20 protein-coding genes are annotated in these 20,968 nt (G+C 46.8%); 2 read left to right on the forward strand and 18 right to left on the reverse strand.

What is annotated here, in order from left to right:
- Positions 1 to 37: 37 nt before the first annotated feature.
- Complete coding sequence (gene secA / locus OCV70_RS02520; protein ID WP_173765661.1) at positions 38 to 2,614, reverse strand: preprotein translocase subunit SecA; 2,577 nt, start codon at positions 2,612 to 2,614, stop codon at positions 38 to 40.
- 228 nt (positions 2,615 to 2,842) lie between these two features.
- Here secA and OCV70_RS02525 point away from each other — a divergent pair, with 228 nt between their 5' ends.
- Positions 2,843 to 3,463: a 4'-phosphopantetheinyl transferase family protein gene (locus OCV70_RS02525; RefSeq protein ID WP_173765659.1), complete on the forward strand. Its 621-nt coding sequence runs from the start codon at positions 2,843 to 2,845 to the stop codon at positions 3,461 to 3,463.
- Between the two features lie 128 nt (positions 3,464 to 3,591).
- On the opposite strand, the gene hpf is transcribed toward OCV70_RS02525, so the two are convergent.
- The 13 genes from hpf to OCV70_RS02585 all read right to left on the reverse strand — a co-directional run bounded on the left by hpf (position 3,592) and on the right by OCV70_RS02585 (position 14,525).
- Entirely contained in the window at positions 3,592 to 4,119 is a 528-nt protein-coding gene (hpf, locus tag OCV70_RS02530; RefSeq protein ID WP_021925704.1) for a ribosome hibernation-promoting factor, HPF/YfiA family, read from the reverse strand.
- A 192-nt stretch (positions 4,120 to 4,311) separates the two neighbouring features.
- Complete coding sequence (gene hisA / locus OCV70_RS02535) at positions 4,312 to 5,082, reverse strand: phosphoribosylformimino-5-aminoimidazole carboxamide ribotide isomerase (RefSeq protein WP_021925705.1); 771 nt, start codon at positions 5,080 to 5,082, stop codon at positions 4,312 to 4,314.
- A 161-nt stretch (positions 5,083 to 5,243) separates the two neighbouring features.
- A complete protein-coding gene (locus OCV70_RS02540) occupies positions 5,244 to 5,690 on the reverse strand; it encodes a hypothetical protein (protein ID WP_117851217.1) in 447 nt (148 codons plus the stop codon).
- A 145-nt stretch (positions 5,691 to 5,835) separates the two neighbouring features.
- Positions 5,836 to 7,023, reverse strand: a complete 1,188-nt coding sequence (locus tag OCV70_RS02545) for a YgeY family selenium metabolism-linked hydrolase (RefSeq protein ID WP_173765657.1) — start codon at positions 7,021 to 7,023, stop codon at positions 5,836 to 5,838.
- A gap of 15 nt (positions 7,024 to 7,038) precedes the next feature.
- Positions 7,039 to 8,652, reverse strand: a complete 1,614-nt coding sequence (locus OCV70_RS02550; RefSeq protein ID WP_173765655.1) for an N-acyl-D-amino-acid deacylase family protein — start codon at positions 8,650 to 8,652, stop codon at positions 7,039 to 7,041.
- A 6-nt stretch (positions 8,653 to 8,658) separates the two neighbouring features.
- Positions 8,659 to 9,399, reverse strand: a complete 741-nt coding sequence (locus tag OCV70_RS02555) for an amino acid ABC transporter ATP-binding protein (RefSeq protein WP_021925709.1) — start codon at positions 9,397 to 9,399, stop codon at positions 8,659 to 8,661.
- Positions 9,400 to 10,050, reverse strand: coding sequence for an amino acid ABC transporter permease (locus OCV70_RS02560; protein ID WP_117851225.1), 651 nt, complete (start codon positions 10,048 to 10,050; stop codon positions 9,400 to 9,402).
- Positions 10,051 to 10,150: 100 nt separating this feature from the next.
- Positions 10,151 to 11,029 carry an ABC transporter substrate-binding protein gene (locus tag OCV70_RS02565; protein ID WP_173765653.1) on the reverse strand — a complete coding sequence of 293 codons (879 nt, stop codon included), beginning with the start codon at positions 11,027 to 11,029 and terminating at the stop codon, positions 10,151 to 10,153.
- Positions 11,030 to 11,279: 250 nt separating this feature from the next.
- Complete coding sequence (gene dapB / locus OCV70_RS02570; RefSeq protein WP_021925712.1) at positions 11,280 to 12,038, reverse strand: 4-hydroxy-tetrahydrodipicolinate reductase; 759 nt, start codon at positions 12,036 to 12,038, stop codon at positions 11,280 to 11,282.
- Positions 12,039 to 12,055: 17 nt separating this feature from the next.
- Positions 12,056 to 12,949, reverse strand: coding sequence for a 4-hydroxy-tetrahydrodipicolinate synthase (dapA, locus tag OCV70_RS02575; RefSeq protein WP_117851230.1), 894 nt, complete (start codon positions 12,947 to 12,949; stop codon positions 12,056 to 12,058).
- Between the two features lie 33 nt (positions 12,950 to 12,982).
- Positions 12,983 to 13,051 (reverse strand): DUF6783 domain-containing protein, encoded by a 69-nt coding sequence (locus tag OCV70_RS20055; protein WP_408610294.1) that lies wholly within the window; start codon positions 13,049 to 13,051, stop codon positions 12,983 to 12,985.
- A 6-nt stretch (positions 13,052 to 13,057) separates the two neighbouring features.
- A complete protein-coding gene (locus OCV70_RS02580; protein ID WP_021925714.1) occupies positions 13,058 to 13,567 on the reverse strand; it encodes a cob(I)yrinic acid a,c-diamide adenosyltransferase in 510 nt (169 codons plus the stop codon).
- A 334-nt stretch (positions 13,568 to 13,901) separates the two neighbouring features.
- A complete protein-coding gene (locus OCV70_RS02585; protein WP_021925715.1) occupies positions 13,902 to 14,525 on the reverse strand; it encodes a single-stranded DNA-binding protein in 624 nt (207 codons plus the stop codon).
- Between the two features lie 429 nt (positions 14,526 to 14,954).
- On the opposite strand from OCV70_RS02585, the gene typA reads away from it, so the two are divergent.
- Entirely contained in the window at positions 14,955 to 16,790 is a 1,836-nt protein-coding gene (gene typA / locus OCV70_RS02590; protein WP_117851234.1) for a translational GTPase TypA, read from the forward strand.
- 162 nt (positions 16,791 to 16,952) lie between these two features.
- Here typA and OCV70_RS02595 read toward each other — a convergent pair whose 3' ends face one another.
- From OCV70_RS02595 to atpC, 4 genes are all read right to left on the reverse strand, one after another.
- Complete coding sequence (locus tag OCV70_RS02595; protein ID WP_021925138.1) at positions 16,953 to 17,663, reverse strand: glycosyltransferase family 2 protein; 711 nt, start codon at positions 17,661 to 17,663, stop codon at positions 16,953 to 16,955.
- A 23-nt stretch (positions 17,664 to 17,686) separates the two neighbouring features.
- Positions 17,687 to 18,877 carry a pyridoxal phosphate-dependent aminotransferase gene (locus OCV70_RS02600; protein ID WP_021925139.1) on the reverse strand — a complete coding sequence of 397 codons (1,191 nt, stop codon included), beginning with the start codon at positions 18,875 to 18,877 and terminating at the stop codon, positions 17,687 to 17,689.
- Between the two features lie 32 nt (positions 18,878 to 18,909).
- Positions 18,910 to 20,379 (reverse strand): sodium-dependent transporter, encoded by a 1,470-nt coding sequence (locus OCV70_RS02605; RefSeq protein WP_021925140.1) that lies wholly within the window; start codon positions 20,377 to 20,379, stop codon positions 18,910 to 18,912.
- 178 nt (positions 20,380 to 20,557) lie between these two features.
- Positions 20,558 to 20,959 carry an ATP synthase F1 subunit epsilon gene (atpC, locus tag OCV70_RS02610; protein WP_021925141.1) on the reverse strand — a complete coding sequence of 134 codons (402 nt, stop codon included), beginning with the start codon at positions 20,957 to 20,959 and terminating at the stop codon, positions 20,558 to 20,560.
- Positions 20,960 to 20,968: the final 9 nt, after the last annotated feature.

The raw sequence follows: 20,968 nt of genomic DNA on the forward strand, positions 1-20,968 counted from the left end.
CTATTCTCCAGAAATTCGCTCTTTATTTTATACGAAATTAAACATTAGCTGTTTTTCTGCCGCAGCACTGTTTGTATTTCTTGCCGCTTCCGCATGGGCACGGATCGTTCGGGTAAACCTTGATCTCTTTACGCTGAACTGGCTTGCGGGCACTGGAATCGTCCTTGTTGGTTCCGGTAACCTTAGCAACCTGCTCACGCTCAATCCTCTGCTCAACATGAACATGATACAGCATTCTGACTGTATCTTCCTGAATGGAAGTAATCATGCTGTTGAACATATCAAATGCAGCCATCTTGTACTCAACAACCGGATCTCTCTGGCCATAAGCAGTCAGGCCGATACCCTGGCGAAGGATCTCCATATCATCAATGTGATCCATCCACTTGCTGTCAATACTCTTCAGAAGGATGACACGCTCAAGCTCACGCAGCTGCTCCGGCTCCGGGAACTCAGACTCCTTGGCTTCATAAAGCTTCACAGCCTCTTCCTTAATAAGATGCTTCATCTCATTCTTTTTCTTGCCTTTTACTTTCTCAGGAGTAAGAGGCTCGATCGGGATGATCTGGCGAAGAACGGTATTGAACTCGTTCAGATCCCACTCTTCTGCATCCACATCATCAGAAAAGCACATATCCACTGCATTGTCTACAATATCTGTGATCATCTTGTAGATGGCATCGCGCATGTTCTCTCCATCAAGAACCTGACGGCGCTCCTTGTAGATGATCTCACGCTGCTCATTATTTACCTGGTCGTAATCAAGAAGATTCTTACGGATACCAAAGTTGTTGAACTCAATCTTCTCCTGTGCCTTCTCAATAGCATTGGAAAGCATCTTGTGCTCGATCTGCTCGTTCTCTGCAACTCCAAGGGAAGTAAATACCTTCATCAGACGCTCGGAACCGAACAGACGCATCAGGTCATCCTCAAGGGAAATGTAAAAACGGGATTCTCCCGGATCTCCCTGACGTCCGGAACGTCCACGGAGCTGGTTATCAATACGTCTGGATTCATGACGCTCTGTACCGATGATCTTCAGACCGCCGGCAGCTCTTGCCACGTCATCCAGCTTAATATCTGTACCACGGCCTGCCATGTTGGTTGCGATGGTAACGGCACCTGCCTGACCAGCCTGTGCTACGATCTCAGCCTCAAGCTCATGGAACTTGGCATTCAGTACATTGTGCTGGATTCCTTCTCTCTTCAGCATACGGCTGAGAAGCTCGGAAGTCTCGATGGTGATGGTACCAACCAGAACTGGCTGCTGTTTCTCATGAGCTTCCTTAACGGACTGAACAACCGCGTTGAATTTCTCCTTCTTGGTCATGTATACCGCATCATCTAAATCCTTACGCTGAACAGGCTTGTTGGTCGGAATCTCAACAACGTCCATTGCGTAGATATCACGGAACTCCTTCTCCTCGGTAAGGGCAGTACCGGTCATACCGCCTTTCTTATCGTATTTGTTGAAGAAGTTCTGGAAGGTGATGGTTGCAAGAGTCTTGCTCTCACGTTTTACCTTAACATGCTCCTTCGCCTCGATTGCCTGATGAAGTCCGTCAGAATAACGGCGGCCCGGCATAATACGTCCGGTAAACTCATCGACGATCATAACCTCGTCGTCTTTTACAACGTAATCCTGGTCACGGTGCATCAGGTTATGGGCACGAAGTGCAAGGATAATGTTGTGCTGGATCTCAAGGTTCTCCGGATCTGCAAGGTTCTCAATATTAAAGAATTTCTCAACCTTCTTCACACCCTGCTCAGTAAGGTTGACAATCTTGTCTTTCTCATTTACAACGAAGTCTCCGGTCTCAATAACTTCCTCGCCCATGATAGCTGCCATCTTGGTCATCTCATGGCTGGCTTCTCCACGCTCCAGCTGCTGTGCAAGAATATCGCAGACCTCATACAGCTTGGTGGACTTGCCGCTCTGACCGGAAATGATCAGAGGGGTACGCGCCTCATCAATCAGGATGGAGTCGACCTCATCGATGATACAGTAGTGAAGATCACGCTGTACCAGCTGCTCCTTGTAGATAACCATGTTATCACGAAGGTAATCGAATCCAAGCTCGTTATTGGTAACATAAGTAATGTCGCAGTTGTATGCTGCACGGCGCTCTTCCGGCTTCATATCGTTCAGTACAACGCCAACGGTAAGACCAAGGAATCTGTGAACCTGTCCCATCTCCTCAGCATCACGCTTAGCCAGGTAATCATTGACAGTTACAACGTGAACGCCCTTGCCTTCCAGCGCATTCAGGTAGGATGGAAGTGTGGCTACCAGGGTCTTACCTTCACCAGTCTTCATCTCAGCGATACGTCCCTGATGAAGAACGATACCACCGATCAGCTGTACCTCGAAGTGCTCCATTCCAAGTACTCGCTTGGCAGCCTCACGGACGGTAGCAAATGCCTCTGGCAGAAGGTCATCCAAGGTTGCTCCTTCTTCCAGACGTTTCTTATATTCTCTTGTCTTACCGCGAAGTTCTTCATCGGTTAATTTCTGCATTTCAGGACGCAGGTCTTCAATTTTCTTAACGAGAGGCATGATACGCTTAACCTCTCTCTGACTGCGGCTTCCGAAAACTTTTGAAAACATGTTCATTTAGCTCTTAACTCCTGTCTATATTTTTAGATGTCATATTGTGGAATATGACGGATTTCTTTTCCTGTAATATTATACAATTTGTTTAACATACCAGCCTATTTTAGCACTTTTTCCGTAGGAAAACAATAAATATTTGATGAACAAACTATGTCTGAAAGGTTTTATGGAAAATAATATGGTATACTAATGGAAATCAGATGAATTTTTTCAGGAGAATTTGGACAAATGATCTATCTTTTCGAGGAACTTGATATTTTTTCACAAGAACAGCTGGAACGGGGCCTTCCTCTGCTGCCCCCAAAACGAAGGGAATATGTGCTGCGATTTAAGCAGGCTGCAGATCAGAAGCAGTCCGCGGTGGGCTGGCTTCTTCTGGCTTATGGAATGAGGCAGGAATACGGAACGAAAAAAATTCCGGATTTCCAGAAAACCGCCTCAGGAAAACCTTTTTTTGCCGGGAAAAATATGCCCTTTTTTAATCTCAGCCACAGCGGATCCTTTGTGGGCTGCGGACTGCACAGGGAAGAAATCGGGCTGGATATTCAGAAGCTGACGCCTGCTAAGCCATTCCTTGTGCAAAGGGTCTGCACGGATGAGGAACAGGCATCTGTGAAGTCTGATCTTAATTTCTGCCGGATCTGGGCCATGAAGGAAAGCGTGGGAAAGCTGACCGGGGAAGGGATTACGAGCAGCTTCCGGGATATTCTGGTGCTTCACCCGGAGATTCATACCCGTGCTATTCCCCTGGAAAACGGCGCCGGATTCCTGGCCTACAGCACTTATAGCGGACGGGAACTGCCTGTTATGAAAGTATCTGCGAAGCAGCTGCTGGCAGAGCTTTCGTAATTCCCTGCTTCAGAGCAGTTTTGAAAAAGTCCGTCTGCAAGCTGCTTTGAGTAAAAAGTCCCGGAAGCATAGCCTCCGGGACTCTCATATTTCCTCTATTTAATTTTCAATTTAGGAAGCTGTTGTCCTTAATCTTCCGGCTCAATTAATCCATAGGTGCTGCCTTTACGTTTGTAAACAACATTCACCTGATCGGTCTCTGCATTGCAGAATACGAAGAAATTATGTCCAAGAAGCTCCATCTGAACACATGCATCTTCCGGATACATAGGCTTGATATCAAATTTCTTGGTACGGATGATCTTAACTTCCTCATCCTCCTCATATTCCTTATCCAGGTATGCCTTCTGGAAGCTGGCTGCTGCCTGCTGCTTGTCTACAATCTTGTTCTTGTATTTCCTGAGCTGACGTTCGATTACTTCCTCAACAAGGTCGATTGACACATACATGTCGTTGCTGACCTGCTCGGAACGGATGATGTTGCCCTTAACCGGGATCGTCACCTCAATTTTCTGTCTTTCTTTTTCTACACTAAGAGTTACGACAACTTCAGTGTCAGGAGTGAAATACCTTTCCAGTTTACCGAGCTTGTCCTCAACTGCTGTACGAAGCCCGTCTGTCACTGTGATGTTCTTTCCGCTGATAATGAATTTCATGCTTCCATCCCCTTTGCTGTTTGATGGCTATATTATAACACATTAATTCAGAAATTAACATCATTTTCTGAAAAAATTACGAATTTTTTCACAAACTTGCCGGATACTTTTCCAAAAGCAGCGAAATTTTCGCTCACTTGTAATTTTCCCACTCTATTTTATGTCAGGTTTGACATAGTCAGAACTGTAGGATTAAAGTTCTCCAATCAAATTTGTAAAGGGTATGGTTCCACCGAACAGATCCAGTGCGCTTCCCACTGTTACATCCACTTTTCCCCTGGCCGCCTGCTTCAGAATCTGGATGTCTTCCATGCTGCCAACGCCGCCTGCGTAGGTTACTGGATGTCCCTTATATTCGCCCAGCAGCTTTGCTAGGGGAACTTCTACGCCTTTGGCTTTGCCTTCCACATCTACTGCGTGGATGAGAAATTCATCGCAGTATCCGCCCAGTTTTTCCATCAGGTCCAAGGTTACCTGTTCTTCTGTAAATTTCTGCCAGCGGTCTGTGACCACGTAGTAGGCATTCCCTTTTTTCCGGCAGCTGAGATCCAGGACCAGGTGCTCTTTGCCTACTGCCTGTACCATTTTCTCCAGGTTTTCCCAGGAGATGTGACCGTCGCGGAAAACATAGGAGGTGACGATCACATGGCTGGCGCCTGCATTTAAGTATTCTGCAGCATTGTCCGGGGTTACGCCGCCTCCAAGCTGCAGGCCGCCGGGATATGCGCCAAGTGCAAGAAAGGCCTGCTTTCTGGTTGCTTCAAAGTATTCGGAATCTGCGCGGTTCAGAAGTATGATGTGGCCGCCTTTCAGGTCTTTTTCTTTATATAAAGATGCATAAAAGGCTCCGTCCTGCTGGGAAACAAAGTTCTCCTGTGCCTGGTTTCCTGTATCCCGAAGGCTTCCACCTATGATCTGTTTTACTTTTCCGTTATGTATATCGATACATGGTCGAAATCTCATGATCTTCCTCCTTGTCATTGGATGTCAAACCTATTATTTACTTGAATCTTCTGTTAATAATAGCATTCAACTAATTCTTATGCAAATATTAATTGATCTGCATATAAATAAAGCGCTGAACAAAGCTTTTATCTGCTTCATCCAGCGCTATCTCTTACTCCTTATCTTCCGTCTGCGGCATTGCCTGCCGCATCACCAACATCTTCCACGGCATTTCCTACACCTTCCCCGATGTCCCGGACGCCGTCTGCCACACCGTCTCCTAAGTCTTCCACGCCCTCGCCAATGGCGCCGGAAACGGAATTGTTGTTCTCGGTTACATTGTTACCAGGAACTGCAGTGCCGTCATTTGCGGTGTTTGCATCATCCGGTACTGCTGTATCGCCAGCCATGTTACCGTCTGTTCCGTTGTTTCCATCATCGTTTCCATTATTGTCCGCGTCATCTGTCAGGTTGTCCTCTGCGGCTCCATCTCCTACGTTATCTATACCGTCATTTGCGGTGTTTGGAACCTCGTCCGCCGCGTTGTTGTTATTGCCGCAGGCGGTAAGCATACATAATGTAAATACCAGCAAAGCACTTATGAGCATACGTTTTGTTTTTTTCATCTCATCTGTCTCCTTTTCTTAAGAATATTTTCAGCTGAAAATACTGCTGCTTTGTATTCCTAATATGTACAGATGAGCAAAAACTATTCTGGCATAATTTTCCATTTATATGCTGCCGATCTACCTCAGGCAGGCATGAAACATCTTACAGCAGCAAAGCCTCCATCACCGCATAATAACATTCCACACCCCCGAAAAGCTGAGTCAGCTCCACATACTCATCCACCGTATGAGCCAGGTCTTCCCTGGAAGGGCCAAGTCCGATGGTGGGAATTCCTTTTTCGCCTGCATAGTGGCTGCCGTTGGTGCAAAAGCTATACTGGGTAAGTTCCGGATCGTAGCCTGCCTCCCGGACTTTTCCAAGAATTTTCTGAATATAGTCTTCTTTTGGATCATAGTACCAGCCCGGGAAAAAGCGCTCACCCTGAATTTCCGCGTCCGTATAGCATTTCTCTTTTCCAACAGAAAAGGAAGCCTTTGCCGAAAACTGAGGATCTTCTTTTTCCAGCCTTGCAATCAGTTCCTTAACAGGAGCCAGGACGCTTTCTTTCGTCTCACCGGTGAGAAGCCGGCGGTCCAGGGTGGCACGGCAGTACTCCGGCACCACCGAAGCTCCTGGATATGGGGAAGAAATAATATCCGTCACTTCCATGATTCCTTTTCCAAGCTGCTCATGGACAGGTGGTTGAAGCTTGTCTAATTCACTGATCAGCCTGCACATTTTCTTCACCGCATTCACGCCCTTTTCCGAGTTTGCGGAATGAGCTGCTTTTCCAAAGGTTTCCAGAAGGATTTCTGCCCTTCCCCGCTGTCCGGTCTTAATGTTCAGCCCTGATGCTTCACCGATCACAACATAGTCTGGATTCACCAGTTCACTGATACTTCTGGCCGCTACGCCCTCGAAGCATTCCTCGTGAACCACACCTGCTGTATGGATTTCCCCGGCAAAATTCTTTCCGTGGTCTTCCAGGAAATATGCTGCTGCGCAGAAAAATGCCGCCACAGCCCCTTTCATATCAGAGGTTCCTCTTCCATATAATTTGCCGTCCTCTACCACTGGCACGAAAGGATCATGGCTCCAGACCTCTTTATTGTCTGCCGGAACCGTATCCATATGTCCATCAAACAAAACTTTTCTGCCAGGTTTCGTGCCTTTGATCTGTCCGATCACATTTCCGTATTTGTCAGTTGTGATCTGGTCAAATTTCTTCTCCTTCATGAAATCCTTCAGTGCATCTGCAACGCCCTTTTCCTCGCCGGAATAACTTCGGATAGAAATCAGTTTTTTGCAAAGAGCAAGGACTTCCTCTTTTCTTTCTTCTGTCAGTTTCATGGCTTTCCTTCCTTTTCAATTTCCAGAGCGTCTCTGGAGTACTCCGCTTTTTGAATTTCGGTACTGATCTTTCTCCACTGCAATCTCCCCGCCAACCAGTACGTAATCAAATCCGGTGCAGTACTGATCCGGGTTCTGGAAATCTGCGTGAATCTGAAGCTTGTCCAGATGAAATACGTTTATATCTGCTGGCATTCCTTTTTGGAGTATCCCACGGTTCAGGCCCAGAACGGCGGCTGGTTTTGCTGTCATTTTATACACGGCTTCTTCTATGGAAAAAACATTCCGGTCTCTTACATAATCGGTTAGAAGCTTCGGAAAAGCGCCGTAAACTCTTGGATGATATTTTCCGCCAGCCGGATATATGGCATCGGAGATCAGGTTTGCGCGGCTGTCCTTCAGAAAATAAAGCATATCCTCCTCGGAGGCGATGGTATCCAGCATGGTAACCTGACAGCGCTCCGCAAGAAGAATGTCGTAAAGGGTATCATAAGGATCTTTTCCCAGCTGCTTCGCAATAGCCGAAATGGACTGGCCTGCATAGCTTCCAAACTGCTGCGTATGCAAGGTACTGGCATAAATCCGCTCAAAGCCAGCCAGTTCCACAATGTTTTCAAAAATATCCGAGGGCTGCTGCAGTACTTTGGTAATTTCCTTCCGGCATGCCGGGTCTGCCAGTCTCGCACAGATGGCGTCTGTGCCGCCCTCCTGAAACTGCGGAGGAAGCAGATGTACCAGCTGGGTGGTACCTGTCAGATAGGGATACAGATCAAAATCCACTTTCACGCCCCGCTCTGCCGCCTGATCAAACAGCTGCAGGATCTTCACAGGCGTATCGCCCCAGTTTTTCTGTCCGATGCATTTCAGATGGCTTACATGCAGCGGAATCTGAAGTTCCTCCGCTACTGAAATCACTTCCTGCAAAGCCAGAAGGATTCCGTCCCCTTCGTTGCGCACATGGGTGGTAATGGGAATTCCAGTTCCTTTCAACGGCTGCAGTGCCTGCGCAAGCCCATCCCTGTCATATTCAAATTCCGGTGCATAGGCGACTCCAAGGCTGACTCCAAGAGCGCCGGCTGCAAGGGATTCCTCCAATGCATTCCAAACCTGGTGCATTTCCTCATCAGACAGCTTTCCGGGGGCATAGCCCTTTACTCCGGCACGAATGGTTCCGTTTCCGGCAAGCATTCCAGTGTTGACGCTGCGTTTCTCTTTGGAAAGAGCAGCCAGGTAGGATGACATGGTTGACATAACGTCTGCCTGTCCCTGCCGAACTTCTCCCGTAACGCTGCTCAAAAAACCTGCAATCTCTTCTCTAAACTTCTCCCCGACTGGCGCCACAGACAGTCCGCAGTTTCCATTTACCACAGTGGTAAGCCCCTGCCTGTTCAAAAGCTCATCATCACCATTTCCAAAAGCCTGCCAGTCGCCGTGCCTGTGAATGTCAATAAAGCCGGGGGTTACATACCCACCGGCCGCATCCAGGACACATTTTCCGGAGAAGTCAGAGGGGACTTCAATGTGCTCCCCCACTTCCTCAATTTTACCATTTTTTACTGCCAGATCGCCGTAAAAAGGCTTTTCATTCTTTCCATTTACGATCCAGCCGTTTTTGATTATGTAGTCCATCCTGAATTATCTTTCCTCAACTTTCCTGATAAACTGACGAATACGCTCATTCTTTGGATGTTCAAAAAATTCTTCCGGAGACGCATCCTCCACGATCACGCCATCTTCCATAAACAAAATCCTGTCTGCAACCTCCCGGGCAAAATTCATCTCATGGGTTACAATTACCATGGAAACGCCCTCTGCTGCTACCTTACGGATGACGTTTAATACCTCTCCAACCAGTTCCGGATCCAGTGCACTTGTAGGCTCATCGAAAAGGATCACTTCCGGATCCATGGCCATAGCTCTGGCAATTGCAACCCTCTGCTGCTGTCCGCCGGAAAGGTTCTTCGCCATGGCATCCTCCCTGCCTTCCAGGCCAACCATTTTCAGAAGCTCCTTGGCCCGGGTGACTGCCTCCTGCTTTGGAACCTTTTTCACATGGACAGGTGCCTCGATCACATTCTGCAGAACACTCATATGGGTAAACACATTAAATCTCTGGAACACCATTCCAATATGCTGTCTCAGCTGGTGAAGCGCCTGGCCGGAGTCCACTGATTTTCCCATGTAATCAATCTCACCGGAATCATAGGTTTCCAGCTGGTTGATGCAGCGGAGAATGGTGGATTTGCCGGAACCGCTGGGTCCCAGAATTGCGATCTTTTCCCCTTTGTGGATGTCGAAGCTGATTCCTTTAAGTACTTCCAGATCTCCGAAGCACTTGCTGATATTTTTTACGCTTAAGATTACGTCCTCTGCCATTTATGCCATCCTCCTTTCCAGAACTCCTGCAAGCTGGGTAAATATAGTTGTCAGGATCAGGTACAATACCGCAACCGCTATGTACGGCTCAAAATAATGGAAAGAATTGTAGGCGATCAGAGTTCCCTCCCTGGTAAGCTCTGTCAGTGTTATGGCTGATAAAATGGAGGTATTCTTAATGGTTGCAATAAACTGGTTCACCAAAGGCAGAATACAGATCTTGGTTGCCTGGGGTGCCACGATCCGGAGCATCTCCAGATGCCAGGGCATTCCCAGAGCCTTGGCTGCTTCTCTTTGTCCAGGGTCAATAGCATGGATACCGGAGCGAACGATTTCCGCAATGTATGCGCCTGTATTTAATGACATGGAGAGCACGCCTGCTGTCATGGCGCTGAATGTGACTCCCAGGTTGGGCAGTCCGAAATAAATCAGGAATGCCTGTATCATAAGAGGAGTTCCTCTCCAGATCCAGATATAAAGCTGTGCGATCCTTGCCACGATCTTCACGCGGCTGTCGCGCATCAGCGCCAGCACTACGCCAAGAACCGTACCAAATATAAGCGTCAGAATCGATATTTCCATCGTCACTGCACATCCATGAAGCAGTGATGACATTTTGTCAAATACAAGTGACCATTTCAATGTTACCATACTATTTACCCTGTGACCAGTAAAGATAGCCGGTTTATCCTTTCTTTCTTACTTTTTTGTTACTGCTCACAGTAACACGTTTTTCTGCCTTGTTCTTATCTTATTCTGCAGTATCCTCTGCTGCGGAAGCGGCTTCCTCTCCATCTCCGGAAGCATCGATCCATTTTGTCCACAGTGCATCGTAAGTGCCGTCTGCATAGTAGTCGTCAATGCACTCGTTGATAAATGCAAGCAGGTCATCTTTTCCTTTCTGTACTGCAATTGCATTCTCTGCATGTGTGAATGGATCACATACGATCTTGGTTCCCTCATATTCCTGGGAAAGGATCTTCTGATTCAGAAGGTCATTGACTACAACATCCACACGGCCTGCAAGAAGATCGGAAACGCATCCAACGGTATCTTTATACTGAACGATTTCATAAGAAACATCCGGGTTTTCATCCAGGAAGCTCTGTGCCACATTGTAGGAGGTTGCACCTTCCTTTACTGCTACCTTCAGGCCATCACAGTCAGCCAGGCTCTTGATGGTGTCTGCATATTCGGAATCTTCTTTTACCGCAAGGATCATACCGCTGTCGCAATAGGATTTGGACATGTCCACGACCTCGCAGCGCTCATCTGTTTTATACATGGCTGCGATGGAAAAATCATATTCTCCGTTCTGGATGGATGGAACAATGGACTGGAATTCCATGTCTGTCACTTCCATATCCACCCCCAGCTTATCTGCAATATACTGAGCCAGGTCAATGTCAAACCCTACAATATTGTTGTCGTCATCACGGTACTCAAAAGGTACATAAGTTCCGGTTGCTACTGTGATCACGCCTTTTTCCTTGATTGCTTTAATGTTGTCTCCGTTTTCCCAGTCTACTGCTGCAGTGTCATCTGTACTCTCTGCATATACCGGAGTAAAAGCGGTCATGATCATAGATGCTGCTGTAAGAAGTGCCATTGCTTTTGCTGTTTTTCTCATAATGATTTCTCCTCTCTGACTCTCGCCGGTACAGATAGCCTGCGCAGAAAATACTATCTTATCTTCCAGCTGATGATACGCAAAAAGGCCGCCTGACGGCAGCCCTTTCTGCAAATAAAAAACGGAGCAAACCACTTAGTAGTTTGCTCCGTTGCAACTTGTTATGGTGGAATTATAGCAAACAGATTCCTGTCTGTAAATCCATAAATTCAACAATTTTTTTGTATGACTTTTACTTTTTTTGTATATCTTAGCCAGCGATCACATCGCTCATATCGTATCTTCCGGCTGGTTTTCCGGCAAGATATTTGGCTGCTTCTACAGCGCCTTTGCCAAATATTGCCTTGGAATATGCGGTATGCTTGAACTCGATTACTTCGTCCTGGCCGGCAAAAATTACCTCATGCTCTCCAACGATAGAGCCGCCGCGCACTGCAGAAATACCGATTTCCTTAGCATCGCGCTTCTCTCTTCTCTGGCTGCGGTCATATACATAATGATACTGATTGTCCATTGCCTCATTCAGGCTGTCTGCAAGGGCAAGGGCAGTTCCGCTTGGGGCATCCACCTTCAGGTTGTGATGCTTCTCCACGATCTCCATGTCAAAGCCGGCTGTTGCCAGAACTTTGGCAGCATCCTGAACCAGCTTCAGAAGAGTGTTGATTCCAAGGGACATGTTGGCAGATTTGAGAACTGCGATCTTCTTCGCACTCTCTTCTACTCTGGCAAGCTGCTCCTCGCTTAAACCTGTGGTGCAAAGAACAACCGGCATATTTCTTTTCTCACAATAATCCATCAGCTTGTCAAAAGCCTTGGGTGAGGAAAAATCGATGACAGCATCTGCCTCTACCTGGCACTCATCAATATTTGTGAATACCGGATAGCTGTTTTTCCCCTGGTCTGCAATGTCAATTCCTGCTACGATCTGGGCATTGGGATCCTTCTCAACGATTTCGGAGATAACCTGTCCCATGTGACCATTGCATCCGTGCATAATAATTTTAACCATTGTAATTACTTCCTCTCTTATGCAAGCTTAATTCCGTAATCTGTGAGAGCCTTCTTCAGTCTCTCCTCATTCTCTGTCTCCATCTCGCAAAGAGGCATACGGGTCGGTCCGACCTTCCATCCCATCAGGTTCAGGGCAGTTTTAACCGGAATCGGGTTTACCTCGCAGAACAATGCGTTGATCAGCGGAACAGCATCCAGCTGAAGCTTGGCAGCACCTGCAAGATCACCTTCCATAAATTTCATAACCATGTCATGGGTGTTCTTCGGAGCAACGTTGGATAATACGGAGATTACACCAAGTCCGCCAAGAGAAAGGATCGGAAGTACCTGATCATCATTTCCGGAATAAAGCTCAAGGCATCCGTCAGCCATGGACATCATCTTGGCGATCTGGGAAAGATCTCCGCTTGCAGCCTTGATTCCTACAATGTTCTTCACATTCTTGGCAAGTGTGACTGCTGTGGCAGGCTGGATATTGCAGCCTGTACGGCTTGGTACGTTATACATAATGATCGGAGTATCCGGCACGGAATTCGCAATCTCTGTGTAGTGACGGATCAGTCCCTTCTGGCTTGCCTTGTTGTAATATGGAGTTACGATCAGAAGAGCGTCAGCTCCGTAAGAAGCAGCTTCCTGAGACATCATAATTGCAGTCTCTGTACAATTGGAGCCTGTACCTGCGATTACAGGAACTCTTCCGGCTACCTTGTCAATTGCGAATTTGATCGTCTGAAGATGCTCTCCATGTGTCAGGGTAGAAGACTCGCCTGTGGTACCGCAGATAATGATCGCATCTGTACTGTTGGCAATCTGGTATTCCAGAAGTTCTTCCAGTTTCTCATAATTTACTTTTCCATCTTCATGCATGGGGGTTACGATTGCAACGCCTGCGCCTTTGAAAATTGCCATTTTACTTCCTCCTATTCATCCTTGTGTATCGTTTCAGCAGTTTAGAGCATGTTTAAAAAAGGCTCTAGAGCGTGTTTGAAAAATCATTCCCGCAATCTGCACGCCCGGTCAGACCAGCGGCATTTTATCTCTTTCGAGAGTGGTAATGGTAGTCACACGGTCTACATAATCCAAGAGACCTTGGTCTACCCGGTTGCCTGTGAGAATAATATGCATAGATTCGTCCTTCTGCTTCAGAAGCTCGGTAACCATATCCACAGTTGCGATATGCTTATCCAGAAGTCCAAGGATCTCGTCCAATACCAGAAAATCGCATTCCTGGGTTGCAATTACCTTGCGGGCAAAATTTAGTCCATTCAGAATATTGCGTTTCTCTTCTGCCTGCTCTTCCTCATTTAACTGGTCGTAGCAGGTCTCCATCTTCTCGAAGCGGAAGATCTTGATGTCCAGCTGATCCAGTTCTTCCAGGAAATCCAGCTCGCGCCGTTCATTTCCCTTCAGGAACTGAATGATGATCACGCTCTTGCCCTGAGAAGATGCGCGCAGTGCCTGACCAATTGCCAATGTGGTCTTGCCTCTGCCATTTCCGCAATAAACCTCTGCCATTTCTTTTTCCATACTGATTCCTCTTATTGTTGTTAAAAATAATAGTAACTGTTCAGTACCTTTACAGCTACGCGCAAAATGCGCCATTTTTAATATGCTTATATTACCGCAAAACTGCCAGAAATGCAAGCTATGCTTTTTTCATGGCTATGCACTGTCTTTTTGCCGTTACTGTTCACTGGTAACATTCCGCGAGGTGTTTTTTGTGAACAAAGTTCACAGAAAACCCGAGAATTGCAGCGCGAAATCATGCGAATACATGATTTCTGTGCATCGCGAAGCGTGTTACTGATCACGGAGTGAACAGTAACTTTTTGCCTGGAAATCAGCTGGGTGGAGCCAGTTTTTATACATATTCCAGCTTGCTTACGGAGACCTCGTAGGCGGTTCGCTTCTGGGTCTCGTTTTCCCCAATCCGCTTCATGTATTCCCGGCTCTGGATTCTGCCCCAGATCAGCACATGTCCGCCTACCTCAAAGGCAGATGCGTAGCGGGCATTTCGTCCCCAGCAGATACAGGGTATGTAGTCTGATTTCCCATAGGGGCGGTTTACAGCAAGAAGGAGGTCCGCGATTTCCCTTCCAAGCGGGGTTTTGCGGTAAACCGGAGGCTTGCAGATATATCCGTCCAGGAAAATCTGGTTCACTGGCGTCATCGCCTCTTCTTCCTCAATAAAGCGCAGCTCCCGGGCAAATGCGGAAAGCACCAGGCGGTTATGCTTCTCCTCATGTCTGTTATAGGAACGGAACTGTCCGTGGATTTCCACATACTGTCCCACATAATCCTGTGTAACGTCTACCAGTCGTTCAGATACCATCACAGGGATCCGGTCCTCAGAGTCACTTAGTCTTTTCACAAGAAGCTCCATTGTGTAAAAGCCTTCGCCGTAAACCTGGTGACTGAATGAAAAACCTGTTGTGATCTTTCCTGTGATGGAAACCTGATTGTTTTCAATAATTTTATCTGCCATGATGTAGTTCTCCTTCCTCTTCTCACTTTTTTCTGCAGACTTTCCCGGCATCCCGTTTATATCTGGGATACTTGTCTTACTTGTTGGTCTATAAAATCTATGAGAGGATGCACGCATTTAGAACCAGAAATTTTAAAAAAATTTTTTTAACACCTTGTAATCTGCGAAAAATGTGGTAAACTGGGAATTTGGTTACTGTTCACTTCGTTCACAGCAACCGCTACGCGATGCACAGAAATCATGCAAGCATGATTTCGCGCTGCATTTCTCGGGTTTTCTGTGAACTCTGTTCACAAAAAACACCTCGCGGAACACATCCAACGGACAGTATCTGACTATAGACAATGCACAATAATCACATTATAATTAATTAAGGAAAGAAAGCGACAGAACCTCTTCTGCCGCGATAAAGAAAGGATTTCGATTTTTATGAAGACGAAACGCGAAGATGTACGTAACGTAGCCATCATTGCCCACGTTGACCATGGTAAAACCACACTGGTAGACCAGCTGCTGAAGCAGAGCGGTGTTTTCCGTGCCAACCAGGAGGTTCAGGAACGTGTCATGGACTCTAATGACATTGAGAGAGAGCGTGGTATCACAATTCTCTCCAAGAACACAGCAGTTCATTACAAAGACACAAAGATCAACATTATCGATACCCCAGGACATGCTGACTTCGGCGGCGAGGTTGAGCGTGTACTGAAAATGGTAGACGGCGTTATCCTTCTGGTTGATGCTTTCGAAGGTGCCATGCCTCAGACCAAATTCGTTCTGAAAAAAGCTCTTGAGCTGGATCTGCACGTAATCGTCTGCATTAACAAAATAGACCGTCCGGAAGCAAGACCGGATGAGGTTGTAGATGAGGTACTTGAGCTTCTGATGGACCTTGGTGCTTCTGATGAGCAGCTTGACTGTCCGTTCCTGTATGCATCTGCAAAGACCGGACATGCTGTTCTGGATCTGAAGGATACACCGGAGAACATGGAGCCTCTGTTTGAGGCAATTCTGAAATACATCCCTGCTCCGGAAGGAGACCCGGATGGAGATACTCAGGTACTGATCAGTACAATTGATTACAATGAGTATGTTGGACGTATCGGTGTTGGTAAAGTTGAGAGCGGTACTATTTCTGTGAACCAGGAGCTTACCCTTCTGAACCATCATGACCCGGACAAGAAACAGAAGGTTAAGATCAGCAAGCTTTATGAGTTTGACGGTCTGAACAAGGTTGAGGTAAAAGAAGCAACCATCGGATCTATTGTTGCAATTTCCGGTATTGCGGAGATTCATATTGGAGATACTCTTTGCGGCGGCGACAACCCGGAGGCAATTCCGTTCCAGAAGATTTCTGAGCCTACTATCGCTATGAACTTCCTGGTAAATGACAGCCCGCTTGCAGGACAGGAGGGTAAATACATTACTTCCCGTCATCTCCGTGACAGACTTTACAGAGAGTTAAATACAGATGTCAGCCTTCGTGTTGAGGATACTGAGACAACTGAATGCTTTAAGGTTTCCGGACGTGGTGAGCTTCATCTTTCCGTTCTTATTGAGAATATGAGACGTGAGGGATATGAGTTTGCAGTCAGCAAGCCGGAGGTTCTTTACAAAATTGACGAGCGCGGCAAGAAGTTAGAGCCAATGGAGATCGCTTATATTGATGTTCCGGAGGAGTTTTCCGGTACTGTAATCCAGATGCTTAGTGAGCGTAAGGGTGAGCTTCAGGGAATGAGTACTGCAAGCGACGGTTCTGTTCGTCTTGAGTTCCACATTCCTTCCCGTGGACTGATTGGTTTCCGTGGAAACTTCCTGACTTCTACTAAGGGTACTGGTATTATCAATACTATTTTTGATGGATATTCTCCATATAAGGGAGATTTCCAGTATCGTAAGCAGGGATCCCTGATCGCATTTGAGGGCGGCGAGGCTGTTACTTATGGTCTGTTCGCAGCTCAGGAGCGTGGTACTTTGTTTATCGGACCTGGCGCAAAGGTTTACAGCGGTATGGTTATCGGACAGAATGGTAAGGCAGAGGATATTGAGCTGAATGTCTGCAAGACCAAGCATCTGACTAACACTCGTTCCTCTTCTGCTGATGAGGCGCTGAAGCTGACTCCGCCGAGAGTTCTCAGCCTGGAGCAGGCTATCGAGTTTATCGACACCGATGAGCTCCTGGAGGTTACTCCTACCAGCCTTCGTATCCGTAAGAAGATTCTGGATTCCCGTGACAGGAAGAGAGCTTCTATTAAGAAGAATGCATAAGAAATTATAATAAAAAAAGCAGATAGGTCTTAGCTGGGTGAGTTAAGATTTATCTGCTTTTTTATTTTTATATTCGCATAAGTTGGCGGAGTGTTGCGACGACCTGCGATGAATATACCTTGTGAACTCGCGTCCGGGCAACGATTTCTTCACTAAGCCACTCTAAAGCTCCTTCTTCAGCTTATAAAAATCCTTTACAGCCTTCCACCCGATCTTCACGATCTTTTTCACGTTGATGGAATTGGTTCCGCCTTGTCGGGGTTTGAAGGTGATGTCGATGAACTTTACTTTTTCTTTGTAGTGGACAAAGTATGTGGTGAACATGATGTTGGGGATGTTGAAATCCTCTGGCAGCTTGCCGATGTATTTGGCCACCAGGTCTGTTTTCATCAGGCGATAGGGCGCATTGGCGTCGGACACTTTTACTCCGAAGATCATTCTCAGGAGAAAACACACTACATTCTCCACAAACTTCCGTGACTTGCCGTCACCGCGAACAGAACGTGTGCCGATCACCGCATCATAGCGGCCTCTCTGGTTCCAGAAGGGCTCGAATTCATCCGGGTTGGTCTGTCCGTCAGAATCAGTCTGGAAAATGTAATCTGCATGATTCTGAATAGCATAGCGGTATCCATAAAGAACTGTAGGACCATGTCCACCATTTGGTTTGTCCAGAGGAATAAGCAGGGGACGTGATGCGGCGCATTTTTGCAGAAGCTGGTATGTATGATCCTTGCTTCCGTCATTGATGATCACAAGCCTGGATTTGCCTTCATCATTGTGCCGCTCCACCACCGGATACCACTGGTCAATGGTTCTCTCAATATTCGCAGATTCGTTATACGCTGGAATTACGATATATAAACTGGACATAATCCCCTCCGATTTTCTAAATTTTATTTCAGTCCAAATTCCTCTGCCAGTTTTGCAAACTGCGGCAGAGAATTCATAATAGTCTCATAAGATACGCAGTAAGCCAGTCTCACATATCCAGGGCATGCGAAAGAACTTCCCGGTACCATAAGAATGTTGTATTTCTTGCCAGCTTCGCAGAATGCTTTTTCATCTGCAACAGGGGATTTCACGAAAAGATAAAAAGCACCCTGCGGCTTAATGCATTCGAAACCGAGATCCTTCAGGCCATTATAAAGAGCAAGACGGTTCTTATCATAAGCTGCCACATCAACCTCTGCATCCACACATTTGGCAATTACCTTCTGTATCAAAGACGGTGCGTTGACACAGCCGATGGTACGGTTTGCAATAGCTGCTGCCGCAATCAGCTCTTCACTTCCATCTGCCTCATCCGGGATAACCAGATATCCGATACGCTCTCCCGGCAGGGAAAGGGATTTGCTGTAGGAATAGCCAACAATGGTATTTGCATAGTATTTCGTCAGATAAGGAACCTGCACGCCGTCGTAAGCCAGCTCTCTGTACGGCTCATCCGAAATCAGATAAATCACGGTGCCAAATTCCTTCTGCTTCGCTTCCAGAATCTCTGCCAGCTTCTTGATAGTTTCCTCGGAATAAACAACTCCAGTTGGATTGTGAGGGGTATTCACAATGACAGCACGGGTCTTCGGTGTGACTTTCTCCTCAAATTCCTTCAGGTTCGGCTGGAAGGTGGCGGTATCCGGTGAAATTTCCACAAGCTTGCCGTCATAATTCCTTACATATGCACCGTACTCCAGGAAATAAGGTGCAAAAACAATGACTTCTTCCCCAGGATTCAGGATTGTTTTAAAGGCTACGTTCAGTCCGCTTGCCGCTCCAACTGTCATAATCAGGTTCTTTGCCGCAAAGGAAGTTCCAAATCTGCGGTTCAAAGATTCTGCGATGGTCTGGCGCACATCCTCGAAACCTGCATTACTCATATATCCATGAAGAATGGTAGGTTCCTCCTCATTTACCAGGTCAATGATTGCCTGGCGCACACAGTCCGGAGCCGGAACGCTTGGATTTCCAAGGCTGAAATCAAACACATTCTCCGGTCCGTAAATGGCACGAAGACGTTTTCCTTCCTCAAACATCATACGGATTGCAGAATTGTTTTTTACGTAAGGTTTCATTTTTTCTGCTATCATTTTGGGTCACTCCTTTGCTTATGTCTTAAATGTTATCGCTTTGTCTTTTTGTTTCCGAAAATGATCCAGCCTACAAATGCCAGCACCAGCAGGCTTACGATCATCCATACAGCCAGCACAGCCAGTCCTTTCGGACTAAACATATCATAATAGCCTTTCAGATAAATTACAACTACCACTGCAGGAATTACGTACAGCATATATTTCTGCACATTTGTGGGGAATTTCAATCCCTCGCCAGTGTCAGCCTCTTTGATGAAATTTTTCCATCCCCAGCCGTATCTGGATACGCAGAACATAACGAATACCACAGAGCCAAGGGGAAGAATATTATTGGATACAATAAAGTCCTCCAGGTCCATAATGTTGGTTCCTGCTCCAAGGGGCTGTATGCCGGACAGCACATTGAATCCCAGCACTGCCGGAAGGGAAAGAAGGATCATTACAACCATATTCACTGCTACTGCTTTCCCCCGGCTCCAGCCTTTCCGGTCCATGGAATAGGCCAAAATATTCTCGAATACTGCAATTACCGTGGACAGGGAGGCAAAAGACATAAACAGGAAAAATAAAGCTCCCCAGATTCTGCCGCCTGCCATCTGGTTAAATACATTCGGCAGCGTGATAAATACCAGTCCCGGACCTGCGCCTGGCTCTACACCGAATGCGAAGCATGCCGGAATAATGATCAGTCCAGCCATCAATGCCACGAAGGTATCCAACACGGTAATGTGAATGGATTCTCCCAGAAGGGATCTGTCTTTGCCCAGGTAGCTTCCAAAAATAGTCATGGAACCTGCACCAATGCTTAATGTAAAAAATGCCTGTGACAATGCTCCGAAAATTACATTTCCAATCCCGATTTCTTTCATGGAGGCAAAATCCGGCACCAGATAAAATTTCACGCCTTCCATTGCCCCATCCAAAGTGAGGGAATGGATTGCCAGAACTACGATCAGTGCCAGAAGGCAGAGCATCATTACTTTGGTGATTTTCTCAAGGCCGCGCTGTACGCCCAGGGAACAAACGCCAAAAGATAAAACAACTACGATCACCATCCATAAGGTCATTGTACCAGCGGAACCCTGAAGTTCTGTAAAGTAATCTGTTACCTGTGCGGAATCTTTTCCCGCTAATTTACCTGCTGCCATGGCATAGCAGTAATACAGCATCCATCCCGCTACCATTGTGTAGAACATCATCAGCACATAGTTGGAAACCATGCTCATGTAGCTGAAATTGTGGAAATTGGAGCCTTCCGGTTCCAAATCGTGGAATGCTCTTGCCGTACTTTTGCGGCTTGCACGTCCTACCGCAAATTCACATACCAGCACCGGCAGCCCAAGCAACACCAGAAATACCAGATAAATCAGAATAAATGCCGCGCCGCCGTATTTCCCTGCCATGTACGGGAATTTCCACACATTTCCCAGTCCGATGGCGCATCCTGCGGAAACCAGGATAAATCCCAGCCGCGACCCGAATGTTTCTCTTTCTTTCAAAACGTCCCCCTTGTTTCTTTTTTTATTTTTTGTTGGAAAACATTAAAAAGGACCGGTTAAAGCCAGCCCTTTTCATTATTTTTCCGATATCTTATTGTAACGCTCCCACTCTTTTATGTCAACGCTTTTATGTGATGGGAGTTTAATGTTTTAAAGTCATCAACTGACTTTCTCTTATTTAACTTTTCACGCTCAGTCTCACAAGCGCTCTCTGCAGCTTGGCTTCGGCGATTTTGTATTCTTTGTCGGAAAGTCCGCCTTTTGCAAGTTTCTCCTGGGCACGCTCTTTGGCTTCTCCGGCACGGTCGGCGTCGATGTCCTCCTGCCATTCCCAGGTGGTTGCAAGAAGGCTGCAGCTTCCATCAAGAACGGTAAGCATACCGCCAATGCAGGCTGCGCTTCGCACAGAACCGTCTTCCAGAATCACATGGGCCTCGCCCATTCCAAGAGCGGTACAGAAATTGCAGTGTCCTGCCATAATTGCCATGTCCCCGGTAATGCTGCGGCAGACTACGCGCTGCACCTCTCCCTCGAAAAGCAGGCCGTCGGGAGTACCGATTCTAAGGGGAAATGTCCTCATAGGCAGCCT

This window comes from Blautia acetigignens, assembly GCF_025566865.1.
Classification (GTDB): domain Bacteria; phylum Bacillota; class Clostridia; order Lachnospirales; family Lachnospiraceae; genus Blautia_A; species Blautia_A acetigignens.

Bases quoted from the DNA above. Each gene is read 5' to 3' on its own strand.
- secA (WP_173765661.1), bottom strand. From the start codon at position 2,614: ATGAACATGTTTTCAAAAGTTTTCGGAAGCCGCAGTCAGAGAGAGGTT.
- OCV70_RS02525 (WP_173765659.1), top strand. From the start codon at position 2,843: ATGATCTATCTTTTCGAGGAACTTGATATTTTTTCACAAGAACAGCTG.
- hpf (WP_021925704.1), bottom strand. From the start codon at position 4,119: ATGAAATTCATTATCAGCGGAAAGAACATCACAGTGACAGACGGGCTT.
- hisA (WP_021925705.1), bottom strand. From the start codon at position 5,082: ATGAGATTTCGACCATGTATCGATATACATAACGGAAAAGTAAAACAG.
- OCV70_RS02540 (WP_117851217.1), bottom strand. From the start codon at position 5,690: ATGAAAAAAACAAAACGTATGCTCATAAGTGCTTTGCTGGTATTTACA.
- OCV70_RS02545 (WP_173765657.1), bottom strand. From the start codon at position 7,023: ATGAAACTGACAGAAGAAAGAAAAGAGGAAGTCCTTGCTCTTTGCAAA.
- OCV70_RS02550 (WP_173765655.1), bottom strand. From the start codon at position 8,652: ATGGACTACATAATCAAAAACGGCTGGATCGTAAATGGAAAGAATGAA.
- OCV70_RS02555 (WP_021925709.1), bottom strand. From the start codon at position 9,399: ATGGCAGAGGACGTAATCTTAAGCGTAAAAAATATCAGCAAGTGCTTC.
- OCV70_RS02560 (WP_117851225.1), bottom strand. From the start codon at position 10,050: ATGGTAACATTGAAATGGTCACTTGTATTTGACAAAATGTCATCACTG.
- OCV70_RS02565 (WP_173765653.1), bottom strand. From the start codon at position 11,029: ATGAGAAAAACAGCAAAAGCAATGGCACTTCTTACAGCAGCATCTATG.
- dapB (WP_021925712.1), bottom strand. From the start codon at position 12,038: ATGGTTAAAATTATTATGCACGGATGCAATGGTCACATGGGACAGGTT.
- dapA (WP_117851230.1), bottom strand. From the start codon at position 12,949: ATGGCAATTTTCAAAGGCGCAGGCGTTGCAATCGTAACCCCCATGCAT.
- OCV70_RS02580 (WP_021925714.1), bottom strand. From the start codon at position 13,567: ATGGAAAAAGAAATGGCAGAGGTTTATTGCGGAAATGGCAGAGGCAAG.
- OCV70_RS02585 (WP_021925715.1), bottom strand. From the start codon at position 14,525: ATGGCAGATAAAATTATTGAAAACAATCAGGTTTCCATCACAGGAAAG.
- typA (WP_117851234.1), top strand. From the start codon at position 14,955: ATGAAGACGAAACGCGAAGATGTACGTAACGTAGCCATCATTGCCCAC.
- OCV70_RS02595 (WP_021925138.1), bottom strand. From the start codon at position 17,663: ATGTCCAGTTTATATATCGTAATTCCAGCGTATAACGAATCTGCGAAT.
- OCV70_RS02600 (WP_021925139.1), bottom strand. From the start codon at position 18,877: ATGATAGCAGAAAAAATGAAACCTTACGTAAAAAACAATTCTGCAATC.
- atpC (WP_021925141.1), bottom strand. From the start codon at position 20,959: ATGAGGACATTTCCCCTTAGAATCGGTACTCCCGACGGCCTGCTTTTC.